14 protein-coding genes are annotated in these 12143 nt (G+C 64.0%); 4 read left to right on the top strand and 10 right to left on the bottom strand.

Annotation, left to right across the window (positions count from 1 at the left end; all coding sequences use genetic code 11):
* Positions 1–14 precede the first annotated feature (14 nt).
* From AQ12_RS02575 to AQ12_RS02560, 3 genes are all read right to left on the bottom strand, one after another.
* On the bottom strand, positions 15–869 hold the full coding sequence (locus tag AQ12_RS02575; protein ID WP_048438301.1) for a hypothetical protein: 855 nt from the start codon (positions 867–869) through the stop codon (positions 15–17).
* Positions 866–1672 carry a hypothetical protein gene (locus AQ12_RS02570; RefSeq protein ID WP_152682646.1) on the bottom strand — a complete coding sequence of 269 codons (807 nt, stop codon included), beginning with the start codon at positions 1670–1672 and terminating at the stop codon, positions 866–868. Before AQ12_RS02570 ends, AQ12_RS02575 begins: the two co-directional genes overlap by 4 nt.
* A gap of 156 nt (positions 1673–1828) precedes the next feature.
* Complete coding sequence (locus tag AQ12_RS02560; protein ID WP_048438298.1) at positions 1829–2230, bottom strand: DUF3717 domain-containing protein; 402 nt, start codon at positions 2228–2230, stop codon at positions 1829–1831.
* Between the two features lie 352 nt (positions 2231–2582).
* Here AQ12_RS02560 and AQ12_RS02550 point away from each other — a divergent pair, with 352 nt between their 5' ends.
* The 3 genes from AQ12_RS02550 to AQ12_RS02540 are packed head-to-tail and all read left to right on the top strand — an operon-like array spanning position 2583 to position 4142.
* Positions 2583–3263, top strand: coding sequence for a TerC family protein (locus AQ12_RS02550; RefSeq protein ID WP_048438296.1), 681 nt, complete (start codon positions 2583–2585; stop codon positions 3261–3263).
* Between the two features lie 14 nt (positions 3264–3277).
* Positions 3278–3742: a hypothetical protein gene (locus tag AQ12_RS02545; protein WP_048438295.1), complete on the top strand. Its 465-nt coding sequence runs from the start codon at positions 3278–3280 to the stop codon at positions 3740–3742.
* A gap of 43 nt (positions 3743–3785) precedes the next feature.
* Positions 3786–4142 carry a phage holin family protein gene (locus AQ12_RS02540; RefSeq protein ID WP_369798950.1) on the top strand — a complete coding sequence of 119 codons (357 nt, stop codon included), beginning with the start codon at positions 3786–3788 and terminating at the stop codon, positions 4140–4142.
* Here the strand turns inward: AQ12_RS02540 and AQ12_RS02535 are convergent.
* Positions 4110–5495 carry a M48 family metalloprotease gene (locus tag AQ12_RS02535; protein ID WP_082151386.1) on the bottom strand — a complete coding sequence of 462 codons (1386 nt, stop codon included), beginning with the start codon at positions 5493–5495 and terminating at the stop codon, positions 4110–4112. The two genes, AQ12_RS02540 and AQ12_RS02535, sit on opposite strands and share 33 nt — an antisense overlap.
* Before the next feature lie 116 nt (positions 5496–5611).
* On the bottom strand, positions 5612–6379 hold the full coding sequence (gene tfpZ, locus AQ12_RS02530; RefSeq protein ID WP_048438294.1) for a TfpX/TfpZ family type IV pilin accessory protein: 768 nt from the start codon (positions 6377–6379) through the stop codon (positions 5612–5614).
* A gap of 40 nt (positions 6380–6419) precedes the next feature.
* Here tfpZ and moaC point away from each other — a divergent pair, with 40 nt between their 5' ends.
* A complete protein-coding gene (gene moaC / locus AQ12_RS02525; protein WP_048438407.1) occupies positions 6420–6917 on the top strand; it encodes a cyclic pyranopterin monophosphate synthase MoaC in 498 nt (165 codons plus the stop codon).
* Between the two features lie 19 nt (positions 6918–6936).
* On the opposite strand, the gene AQ12_RS02520 is transcribed toward moaC, so the two are convergent.
* From AQ12_RS02520 to AQ12_RS02500, 5 genes are read right to left on the bottom strand one after another with little or no spacing between them, the layout of a single operon-like run.
* Entirely contained in the window at positions 6937–7338 is a 402-nt protein-coding gene (locus AQ12_RS02520; protein WP_048438293.1) for a diacylglycerol kinase, read from the bottom strand.
* A 13-nt stretch (positions 7339–7351) separates the two neighbouring features.
* Complete coding sequence (locus AQ12_RS02515; protein WP_082151374.1) at positions 7352–9004, bottom strand: Wzy polymerase domain-containing protein; 1653 nt, start codon at positions 9002–9004, stop codon at positions 7352–7354.
* Positions 9001–10206, bottom strand: a complete 1206-nt coding sequence (locus tag AQ12_RS02510; protein ID WP_152682645.1) for a glycosyltransferase — start codon at positions 10204–10206, stop codon at positions 9001–9003. The genes AQ12_RS02515 and AQ12_RS02510 overlap by 4 nt, the downstream gene beginning before the upstream one ends.
* A complete protein-coding gene (locus tag AQ12_RS02505; RefSeq protein WP_048438291.1) occupies positions 10199–11170 on the bottom strand; it encodes a GDP-mannose 4,6-dehydratase in 972 nt (323 codons plus the stop codon). Before AQ12_RS02505 ends, AQ12_RS02510 begins: the two co-directional genes overlap by 8 nt.
* Positions 11167–12078, bottom strand: coding sequence for a GDP-mannose 4,6-dehydratase (locus AQ12_RS02500; protein ID WP_048438290.1), 912 nt, complete (start codon positions 12076–12078; stop codon positions 11167–11169). Before AQ12_RS02500 ends, AQ12_RS02505 begins: the two co-directional genes overlap by 4 nt.
* Positions 12079–12143 lie beyond the last annotated feature (65 nt).

The following is a 12143-nucleotide window of genomic DNA, read 5'->3' as shown; positions in this document are numbered from 1 at the left end:
GCCAGTTATTGCGATTAAGGGGGCGGCCATTGCGACTCCTCGTAAGACGGCGGGGGATAAGGGGGAGGCTGTTGCGACTCCAGACAAGACAGAATCGAATAAGGAGGCGCCTGTTGGGACTCCTCGTAAGACGGCAGCGTCCGATCGACGTGAATCACGACCTGCTGACCTTGTGCGTGAGGCTCATGGCCCGCGTTGTTAGCCGGGAGCTCAACATATCTCAATTGCTGCTGGGTGCGCCGCTTGCAGAGCCTGGTCACACCAATGACGGCAGCGCCCACGGCAAGCAATCCTATACCGCCACCCACAGAAAGGGCCACGGTCGCCTCGGGCGACAACGAAAGACCTTCCTGCGCGGGCATGGTTCGAACACCCGTCGGCGCTGCGCTGGGTTGCATGGTGGGTCGGGTAGTAGGTAACGTGGGCGCAGTCGGTGCGTTTGTGCAGATTTCGTAAGCCGTGACGGAACGAGCCCCGATCGCCTGCCGCGGATTGAGCCCCGAGAAGTTGCCGAGCTCGCAGGGCAAGCTACGGTCGCCTTCGCGTCGATCGTAGTACCAGTCGCCATTGGGCAGGCCAAACACCTCTACCGAGTCGCGTTCAAGAGATCCATCTGCTGCGCTGCAGTTTGCCCAAAACTGGTGAAACTCCTTGATGTCCGCACCGAAGACATAAGGGTCTGAAAATTCCAGGCCGCATTCGGGAGCCGGTTCGGGCGCAGTGAAGTACGTGGTATTCGACTCGTTGGTAAATATCTGCGTGCCCGTCCATTTCCTTCCTGGAAGTTCACGGCTTGCGCCAGCCACGGTTTCGCGCTGATCAGCACTGCTGGCTGCAAGCGCTACAAAGATGGAGCCGACGACTTTCATGAAGAGGTCGCCTGCAAAGCTTTCCAGCTGTCCGCATCGGCTGCGCTGTACGCAGGAGGATCTCCGACTGCATTGGACGGAGGCACATGAATAACTACACCGGCTTGCAGCTCAGTGGCGCCCTCTTGGTCGAGTGACAAAAACCGCGTGCGAGGTGCAGTGGATTCCGCGTGCCTGCAATGGCGGCGACCTGCAAAGACTCCCAGGGCGGCGACCGCGGCTGCACTTCCGACTGCAATCAGGGCAATTGCCGCGTCCGAAAAGGCTGGGTCTTCTTCGTCAGGATTGACGCTTGGGGCGGTTGTCGGCAACCCGGAAGTTGGGGACACCGAAGGGGACGACGTGCAAACTTCATTCGCGTAAACGCTGCCCGAGGACGTGACCCGCCCGGGATGGAGTTCGGAAAATTTGCCGAGGTCGCACGAGAAGTTTGTGCGGTAGTCGCTTCGGTCCCAGTACGCGTCGCCATTGTCCATCGTGAACACGTCAATCCAGACTTTCTCGGATCCACGAGGAACTTCGCAGTTGGCGTAGAAAGTGTTGTGATTCCTGAGGATGCTGTCGAGGAAAACATAGGTGCCGGGGTAGTCGATCGAACAGCCATCAGCCGGTCCGGGCGTCTTGAAATACGCGACTGACGAATCGTTGGTGACGATCAAATGAGCACCAAACAGCCGACCTTGCAGCCTACGGCCCAGGGGATTCTGCTGGTGAGCGAGCGGCAGTTCTCCGGTAGCGGGCGAAGGGGGCTCTGTATAGCGAGCGCCCGCGATGGCTGCGAGGCCCAGGCCGATGACTTTCATGCGAACGTCCTTTTGAAGTCTGTTGCGCCGCAGGAACGCGACGTCCGCTGTTTATAAGAGCCATGAGCGGCCAGTCAGACATTCGTTCGTCTCGCCTGGCGTGCTTCAGCGCCTGCGCGCAAGAACGATGTCACGGTGCGCGGACGCAGCAAGACTTCAGGCTACCCGTTCAGCGTAGCGGTTGAAGCGCCACGCGTCGTTGTTCAGGGTGATGCGGCGCCAGGTCGTGCGCTTTTCACCGGGGCTCATCTCCGGCCAACGCTGGACTTCCTCGAACGTGCGGCCGCAGCCCTTGCATTGATCGTCGCCCTGGCTCGTCGAACAGATGGCGATGCAGGGCGTGTCGGGCGTCGTGTCGTACCAGGCTTTCCACGCGGCGTAGGCGGCAGGCGGGAAGCCCTTTTCCTGGGCTTCTTCCTCGTGGTAGTAAATCAGCAACGCATACACCTCGGCGAGCGCGCGCAGTTCGGGCGCGAGCGTGACGCCGTCCGGCGAGGGCTTGCGCTCGCGCCAGTAATTGATCGCGGCCTCTATATCTGTGATGTGTATGGCGGCCATGGTTCGCGGGACAGGGAAGGCGTGGGGGAGGGGCATGATAGCTCCCGGACAGACACACACTTTTGGAGAAACCTGTGCTCTAATCGCGCTACGAAGGGGAGTAGCTCCCGCTTGTTGCCGCACAGGGAGGTGTCTGAAGTAACGGACATCGCGCGCATCAGGTATCGGCAAGTCGTCATTACGAAGTATTACTTCCGGCTTGTTGGGCACATATCGCATGACACCATGCCGAGCAAGACCTTCGACTACGAACCGGACCGGTTCAGTCGAAGCGTGCTCGTGATTCTTCAGGAATCACAGCTCTGTTGACGTGCCGGTTCCGGGTTGTTTCGAAGCAACTTGGAGCTATGTCATGGAGTTTTTATCCACCGCCTGGTGGTCAGCGCTGCTGGCCATCATCCTGATCGATCTCGTCCTCGCCGGCGATAACGCGATCGTCATTGCCCTCGCGGCAAGGCAACTTCCCAAAGATCTACAGAAAAAAGCCATCATCTGGGGCACCGTCGGCGCGATCGTCGTGCGCACCGTGATGACCGTTGGCGTCGTCTGGCTGCTCAAGATCCCGGGCCTCATGCTCGTCGGCGGCCTCGGCCTGCTCTGGATCGCCTACCGCCTGCTCGCCGATACCAACGACGACAAGGAACATGGCGTTGTCGCCAACACGTTCTGGGGCGCCATGAAGACGATCGTCATCGCCGATGCACTCATGGGCGTGGACAACGTCCTGGGCGTGGCCGGCGCTGCGCACGGCTCGTTCGACCTGGTCGTCATCGGCCTGCTGATCAGCGTGCCCATCGTCGTCTTCGGCAGCACCATGGTTTTGAAGCTCGTCGAGCGCTTCCCCATCATCATCAAGGCCGGTGCCGCAGTGCTCGCACTGACGGCCGCCAAGATGATCGTGGGCGAGCCGCTGCTGGCCGATGTCTTCGACGAACAGGTCCTTCGCTGGGCCACCTATGCACTGGCTGTCATCGGCGTCCTCGCCGCAGGCGCCTGGGCTTCCCGCAACTACCGTCCAACACTTAACCACTAGAAACGGAGCGCACCATGGAAAAGATCATTGTTTATCTGGATGACGCAGAGTACGCGCAACAGCAGCTCGCGCCCATGCTGGCCGCGCGCACCGGTCGTGCCGGCGGCGTGAACACGCACTGGGTTCTGGTGGCTTGCGCGCCCCGCATGACCCGCCGCATCAGCAAGTGGGTCAGCCACAGCGCGCGCGAGAACTGGCGCGCGAAGTGGTCCGAGAAGCTGTTCGCAGCGGTCACTCCGCAACTGCGCGCCGACGGCGATGAAGTCACGATGGAGCTGGCCAAGGGGCCGCTGTGCGACCTGAGCAGCCAGCTGGTCGGCAAGCACGGCGCATGCCGCATCCTGGACGCACGCCGTCCGAAGTTCGGCCACCCGATGGAGCCGGTGACCGAAGACCAGCGGGCAGCAACGGGCGCGAAGTGGGAAGTGCCTGGCGCTGTTGCGGGTCTGGGCGCCATGCTGGTGCTGGCCGCCGAGTAGACGAGACTGGAGTTTTCAGCAGCGCCCGGTGTATGCTGGCCGCATGCTGAAACTCATCGTCAAATGGCTTCTCAGCGCCTCGGCGCTGCTGCTGGTGGCCTACGTCTATAACGGCGTGGTCATCACGAGTTTTGGCGCCGCCATGCTGGCGGCGCTTGTCATTGGGCTGCTCAATACCTTCGTGCGGCCCATCCTCGTGCTGCTCACCTTGCCAGTGACCGTCGTCACGCTGGGCCTGTTTCTCTTTGTCATCAACGCGCTGATGTTCTGGGCCGCCTCGGGTCTGCTCGACGGCTTCCAGGTGCGAGGCTTTATCGCCGCGCTCATCGGGTCGCTGATCTACACGCTGATTGGCGTGGTGGTCGAATCAGCGCTCGAGAGCCTGTTCTCGAAGAAGTGACTCGACCTGCCGCGCGCGGCTGTCGATGATCGACGCCTCGATATGATCAGCGCCACCCCGGCGAGCAATCTCCTGCGCTGAGCGGAACCGGTCCATCGCCGCCTTGTAATCCAGATGCGCAACGCGCGATTCGGCCTCGGCGCGGATCGCCCGCAAGGTCTGCCCGAGCGCGGTGTGCGCCGTGGCCAGCACCTGCCAGGCCTGCGCATCTTTCGGATGCACTGCCACCCACGTCTGGAGCTTTTGCGCGGCTTCGGCTGCGCGGCCGCTCATCACCTGCGCTTGCGAGGCAAGGATCAGTTCGGGTCGGCCGGGTGCCGCCCCATCGAGCTGCTGCGCCGCACGTGCCGGGTCGCCCGCCTGGAAAGCAATCTCCGCCGTGAGCAGCCGCGCCAGGCGCAGCGCCGCGGCATCGCCAGCGACCACCGTTGCCAGCCTCGCAGCGACTCGGGTCGCGGCCTGGGGATCGCGCAGTTTGGAATGGGCAAGCGCCGCTGCATAAAGCCCGCCGGCCTGGCGCGCGCGCCCGGACGAAGCAAATGTGGACGACTCCGATTCAGCAACGAGTCCGCGCAGCGCATCGACTCCGGGGTTGGACATCACACGAGACCGCCCCACCATGATGGCGTGGACGAGATCCGGCTCAGGCACGGGCGCACGAGCCTTTTCGGGCAAGCGTGAACGCATGTCGGCGATGCGCTCGATGTTCATCGGGTGCGTGCGCAAATACGGAAAACTGCCGTTGTCGTTGAGCCGGGACGCCTGCTGCAGCTTCTCGAACATGCCGACAAAGCCTTGCGGCTCATAGCCCGCTTGCGTGGCGACACCCAGGCCGATACGGTCGGCCTCGCGTTCCATGTCGCGCGAGAAATTCAGGCCCTGCTGCGCAGCAAGCGCCTGGCTGCCGACGATCAGCGCCTGACCCATGTCGGCGTTCTTGCTGGCAGCGATGGCGCTCAGGATCAACGCCGCCATCAACAGCGGCGCCTGGCGCGACTGCTGCGTCATCATCCGCGAGATGTGCCGCTGGGTCACATGGCTGAGCTCATGGGCCAGCACCGACGCGAGTTCATCGCGGGTCGCGGTCACGCTCAGCAGCCCCAGGTGCAGGCCGAGCCAGCCGCCGGGCAGGGCAAAGGCATTGATCGTGCGGTCCTTGCCGACCAGCACCTGCCACGCGAACCGCTCGTCCAGCTCGGGCGAGAGTTCACCGCGGGCACGCGCCCCGGCCATCAGGCGCGTCCAGATCCCGAGCACGTACTCATCAATGACCGGATCGTCGATGTAATCGGGGTCCCGAAACAGCTCAGCCGCGATCTTCTCGCCGAGCTTGCGTTCGGCGCTCGACGTCATGTCGCTGCCATCGCCCAGCGTGGGAAGCTGCGCGGGTGCGAGGGTCGGCGTCACCAGCAACGCCAGCGCCAACGACGCGATCAGGCCGCGGGAACGAATGAAGCGGGCAGAAAATTTCAATAGGGGTCCAGTGGCACGAAGCCGACGATCGCCAGGCTGCCCTGATCGAGCAGCGCCGTCCAGAAAAGTTTCCGGCTCACCACCGGGATGTAAACAAGTGTGTCGATAGAGCGCCCGGTTTTGGCGACCGCTGCATCGATCGCGGCGGTGTTGGCCGTGTTGCCCGCAAAGCGCGTGCGCAGCTGCGACACCGGCCGCGCCGCACTTTGCACCGCCCCGCGCGCCTGCTCATACGGAATCCAGAAATCGGGCCGCGCGCCGATCTGCACCCCCTGCAGCGCCGCCACGGTGGCATTGGCGCTTTCGGTCTGGTCGCGAAACGGCCGAACGGCAATCAGCGTCGGGCCGCCCAAAGGTGCCAGCTCGATGCCGGCGGGAACCTGGTCGAGCAGGTCTTCCGGCACATCGACGCCATGGACCACGCGAAACCGGTCGATCTCAAACACCAGGTGCACCGGCCGCGCCACCGAGACGGTCCAAAGGCCGTAGACCAATGCCAGCATTTGCAGCACCGCGACAAACGCCAGGTCGCGCCTGAGCTCGGCGCGGGGCTTGGCCCGGTTGAAGACGGCAAACGTGATGAGCGGGCCCAGGATCACGTCGACGGTGACCAGGATCAGGAAGAGTTCGCGTCCGCCGGAGATCTCGCGGTAGGGATACGGATACCAGAGCGCGAACACGAGCGCCGCAGCGGCAAGGGCGATGACGAGACTGATTGCGAGGTGGATGCCGGCGGCACGCGCCCTGTCGTTCCAGTTGACCATGGCCCGTATGATGCGCGAACTTGATGTCGCTCGCGTAAACATGACTGCTCCCAACCCGCTCACCCATTTCGACGCGCAAGGCCAGGCCCACATGGTCGATGTGGGGGACAAGGCCTCCACCAAGCGGATCGCAGTCGCTGCCGGCCGGATCGAGATGCTGCCTGCCACGCTCGCGCTGATCGAATCAGGGACTGCGAAAAAAGGCGACGTGCTGGGCATCGCGCGAATCGCCGGCATCCAGGCTGCCAAGAAGACCAGCGACCTGATCCCGCTATGCCATCCGCTGCCACTGACCCATGTTGCGATCGAGTTCGAGATTCATCGCTCGGAAAACGGCGGCGCTGCGGGCGTGGCGTGCAAGGTGACGGCCGAGACGGTGGGGCAAACGGGCGTGGAGATGGAAGCGCTCACCGCTGTGCAGGTGGCTCTACTCACGATCTATGACATGTGCAAAGCCGTCGACCGGGGCATGACGATCAACGGCGTGAAGCTGCTGGAAAAGCAGGGTGGGAAATCGGGGCACTGGGTGGCGGGGTAGGCGCTTCGCCCACGGTCCGCTACACCAGCCCAAACCTCACCACAATCGCTGCGCTCCACACGCAGCCCGCCAGCACAAGCGACAGAAACACCGCCGCGCTCCCGAGATCCTTCGCCCGCCCCGAGAGTTCATGCCACTCGGGACCGATGCGATCCACCGTCACTTCGATGGCAGTGTTCAGCAACTCGACGATCAGCACCAACACCACAGTCGCGGCCAGCACCGCAGACTCCACCCAGGACCGGCCGATCCAGAGACTCGCCGGCACCAGCACGATCGCCAGAATCGCTTCCAGGCGAAAGGCCGGCTCACGCCATCCGCGTCGCAAGCCGTTGAGCGAATAGCCGGTAGCGTGCATCACGCGATTAAAGCCGGTGCGCAGCTTCTGCGGATTGGCGAACGATTCGATAGGGTCGCTCATAAATGGTTCGTGGCTACTTCTTCGCCTTCACCCAGGCCTCATACGCATCCGGAAACGCAGCGCGAAGCCGGGCCAGGTGCAAGACCATCTCGTCGTTGCGCCCCATCAGTGTTCCGCTTTCGATCAGCTTCTCGATCACGCGCGGCTCGGGCGAATAGTGCAGCGCAGTCTGCGCCGTCTCGTACGTCCATTCCTTGTTGCCCAGGGTGAGTGGCGTGAGCGTCAGTTCCGCGAATCGCACCTGGCTGCGAAACAGCCAGGAGTTGCGCACCAGCGGCAGCGGGTCGTCGCGAAGGTAGCTGTCGCGCGCCTCCGGCGCCGTGTACACCTGGCTCACGCGGCGGTAGTCCCAGGCTGCGTACAGGCAACCCGCAATCGCCACGATCGCCAATACGGGTGCGAATGCGGGCGCAAATGCGGGTGAGTCAGGCAGCGACTGGCCGCGCTGTGCTTCGCCTTGGGCGTCACCCCAATCCTGCAACCTGCGCGGTGCCATCAACACCCCCAACGCAAGGCCGCCTGCAATCTGGAACGGTCCATACCAGAGCGGGTATTCCAGCAGGCTGTGAAGCCCGAGCACGGCGAGCACGGCCCAGGCCATCTGCCTTGCACCATCGGCTTCCTTCCAGGGCTGCGCGCGCAACACCGCCCAGATGATTGCCAGGCAGGCCAGCACCGCCGCAGGCACGCCGAGCTCCACGGCCAGGTGCAGCGGCAGGCTGTGCGCGTTGTCCAGGATGTCGCAAAAACGCGCGCCGTCGTAGAGCGTCATGTAGTGCGCATAGTCCAGCTCGCCCCAGCCCCAGCCGGTCCACGGCTTTTGCGAGATGAGGTGCAGCACGTTCGACCACAGCACCGCGCGGCTGCTGCACGAATCCACCGACGCAACCCGCTCCCACAACCGGTTGCCCGGCGAGCCGCTGGCCGCATCCAATAGCCAGGGCAATGCAAACGCGGCGATCGCATAGGCGGCAAACGCCACCAACCACAGCTGCACGCGCGCCTTGCGTTCGCCGGGCCAGATGCAAGCCAGCACGGCCAGGCCGATCATTTCTGCGATGCCGGTGCGCGAGGTGGTGGCAGCGTTACCGACTGCAAGCCACGCGATGACCGCAAATGCCTGCCAGCGCGTGAGGTGACGCGGGCGCAGCCAGAACAGCGTCGCCATGCCGATCACCGTGAGCGATGCGAACTGGTTTCGCTGGCGCAGGTTGCCGTAGGCCTCGCCTGCGGTCGTGCCGCTGAAGAACGGAGCGAAGCGATCCGAATAGCCGAAGTACTGGACCAGCGCAATCGCGGTGCTCAAGCCCGCTGCTGCAAGCCAGGCCCACGCCACGGCGCGCAAGAATGAGTCGTCGTCCGAGCCCGCGCTCGCGATGCTCGCAGCCATGAAGACCAGCAGGCAGGCGGCTGCGAGCGCGACCGTGTCGGCATTGACGCCGCTGCGCAAAATCGCCCACAGCGCGAATGCCACAAGTGCACCGACTACGCCCCATCCGGGCGAACGCGATCGCGATATGCCATAGGCCGCTGCGCCGCAAATCGCACTCAGAAGCCATGGCTCGACAGACGTGGACGGGCCGCCCGCGCGCGACGAAAGCCATGGGATGACCAGCAGAAGAAAGAGTGCGATCGGACCCATCCGCATCCCGGGAGCGAGGGTCATGGCTGCAAGGCGATGCTGTCCACATCGCGCGGGTTGCGTTGCCACAGGTCCCAGCCTTGCTCGACACACAGGGCGAAGCGGCGGGTGAATTGCGCTTCGCTGAACTGCTCGGCCCACTCGCGGCAGGCATGCGGGTCGAACACCGCACCGGCCGCTTCGAAATCTTCCACCGCACGGACAAGACTGGCCGCCGTCTGCTCGCGAAAGAACAGGCCGGTCGGCGCGTGGATGCCGTCGCCCTGCCCTCGAACTGTCTCCAGCGAACCTCCGGCACCGTAGGCGATCACCGGCGTGCCGCAGGCCTGCGCCTCGACCGGCGAAATGCCGAAGTCCTCGTGCGCCGCAAAGATGAAGGCCCGCGCAGCACGCAGATGCTGGTGCACCGATTCATCATCTTGCCTGCCGAGCAGCGTCACGTTGGGCGGACACTTCGCGCGCAGCGACGGCATGTCGGGGCCGTCGCCGATCACGATGAGCTTGCGCGACGGCATGGCGCGAAATGCCTCCACGATCATGTCGATGCGCTTGTACGAAACCAGGCGCGAAACCGTCACGTAGTGATCCTGCTTTTGCGTCTCGACCTGGTAGAGATGCGTGCGCACCGGCGGATACACCACCCGCGCCGGTCGCCGGTAGCAGCGCCAGATGCGCGCCTGCACGTGCTTCGAAATCGCCATGAACAGATCGACGTTGTTCGATGTCTGCCGGTCCCAGCGGCGCAACCGGTGGAACATGTAGCGCGCCATCAGGGACTTCACGCCCTTGTCGAGCTTGTAGTCGCGCAGGTATTGGTGATGCAGGTCCCACGCGTAGCGCATCGGCGAGTACACATAGCTCGCATGGAACTGGTCAGCCCGCGTCAACACGCCTTTGGCGAACGCGTGCGAGCTGGAGATGATCATCTGCGCGTCGCTCAGATCATGTGTTTCGACGGCAAGCGCAGTGACAGGCAGGTAGTTCCAGAACTTCGTCCGCACGCCCGGGGCGCGCTGCAGAAATGTCGTCTTGATCTCGCGCGAACCCATGCGCTCGCGGTCGGCGCGGGAGAGATAGTCGATCGTTGCGTAGGCCCGCGCCTGCGGGTAGGCCTGCAGGATCAGTCGAAAGCAGTCTTCGGAGCCGCCCCACTCGGTGAGCCACTCGTGCACACAGGCCACGGCGCGAGGCGCCGTTTCAGTTGCACGCGGCACCTCATCACTCACGCCCGACCCGCCTCATGTCGGCATCGACCATCATCGCGATGAGTTCTTCCAGCGTGGTCGTCGCGCGCCAGCCGAGCTTTTCGATTGCCTTGGCCGGGTTGCCGAGCAGCACTTCAACCTCGGCAGGCCTGAAGAACTGCGGGTCGATCTCGACGTGGTCTTCGTAGTTCATGCCCAGGTGCGAGAACGCGATGCGGCACATCTCGCGCACCGTGGCCGTGCGGCCGGTCGCCACCACGAAGTCATCGCCCTGCGCCTGCTGCAGCATGAGCCACATCGCCTCGACGTAGTCGCCGGCAAAGCCCCAGTCGCGCTTGGCGTCGATGTTGCCCAGCTTCAAGCCCTTTTGCCGGCCCTGCTTGATGCGTGCGGCAGCGTCGGTCACCTTGCGCGTGACGAACTCGATGCCGCGCAAGGGAGACTCGTGGTTGAACAGGATGCCGCTCGATGCGTGCAGGCCAAAACTCTCGCGGTGATTCACCGTCATCCAGTGCGCGTAGAGCTTGGCGCAGCCATAGGGGCTGCGCGGATAGAAAGGCGTGGTCTCGCTTTGCATCGGCTCGCGGATCAGGCCGTACATCTCGCTGGTGCTGGCCTGGTAGAAACGCGCCTTGGGGTTGACGATGCGGATGGCTTCCAGCACGTTGACCGCGCCCAGCCCGGTGACCTGGCCGGTGAGCAGCGGCTGTGACCACGAGGTGCCGACGAAGCTTTGCGCCGCAAGGTTGTAGATTTCATCAGCGGCCGACCCCTGCACGATGCGGATCACCGACGACAGATCGGAAACATCGCCGTCCCACAGGCGAACGCCATCGAGCACGCCCAGTTCGCGCAGTCGCCATAGCGTGTCGGTCGCGCGCCGGGCGACGACGCCATGCACGCTGTAGCCCTTGCCCAGCAGAAGCTGCGCGAGGTACGCACCGTCCTGCCCGGTGATGCCGGTGATGAGCGCAGTCTTGGTCATGAGCTTGTGGCCTTTTCGTCGCAGTGTGCAAGGATGTCGCGTAATGTCTGGGGCAGTGCGATGCGTGGCTCCCAGCCGGTATGCGCACGCAGTTTGGCGAAGCTTCCGAGCATGCGCCGCTGTTCGGAGGGCCGCAGGCGTTGAGGGTCGATCGCTATGTCCATGCGCACGCCGCCCGCATCGAACAGGGCTTCGATGATGTCGCCCAGGCTGCGCTCCACGCCGGAGCAGACGTTGTAGGCCTCGCCATTGACGCCTGATTCCAGCAGCGCCAGATAGGCGCGCACGATGTCGCGAACGTCGGTGAAATCGCGGGTCGCGGTGATGTCGCCCACCCGCAGTTGCGCGGCGCCCCCTGCGCCCTGGCTGCGGCGGTACGCGGCGACCTGACTGGCAAAGTCTGCGATGGCGAACTGCTTGCTCTGGCCGGGGCCGATGTGATTGAAGGGCCGCGCCATGACGATCTCGAACGGGCCTGACTGGCTCCATTGGTAACAAAGCGCTTCGGCAGCCACCTTGCTCACGCCATAGGGATTGCGCGGGCGCAGCGGAACGTCTTCGGTGACCGGGAGCAACTCTTGCCGGACGCTGCCGTACACGTCGCCTGACCCGACAAACAGCATGCGTCCGCGAAAGCCCGCATCGCGCAGCGCGCGCAACAGGTTGAGCGTGCCGGTGAAGTTGACCCGGTACGTCTCATCCGCATCGTCAAGCGACTGCGCAACCGAGCTTTGCGCGGCCAGGTGCACGACGGCCTTCGGTTGCAGGCTGCGCACCGATGCCAGCACGGCAGCAGGATCGCGCAGGTCAACCGGCTTGCCGTCCAGGCACAGGTCCGCCGCCTGCGCCTGTTGCGACAGATGGGAGCCGACAAAGCCTGTCAGGCCGGTAACAAGTAGCGCGGTCACTCGGTGAGTCTCAGGGGCGTGCGGGTTGGTGGTCGGGGCAATAATAACTGCCACCTCTGCTGGCT

It is taken from the genome of Caenimonas sp. SL110, assembly GCF_001044395.1.
Lineage (GTDB): Bacteria > Pseudomonadota > Gammaproteobacteria > Burkholderiales > Burkholderiaceae_C > Ramlibacter.
Note: the sequence above shows the minus strand (reverse complement) of the source record. Positions and strands in the feature narration are given on the sequence as shown.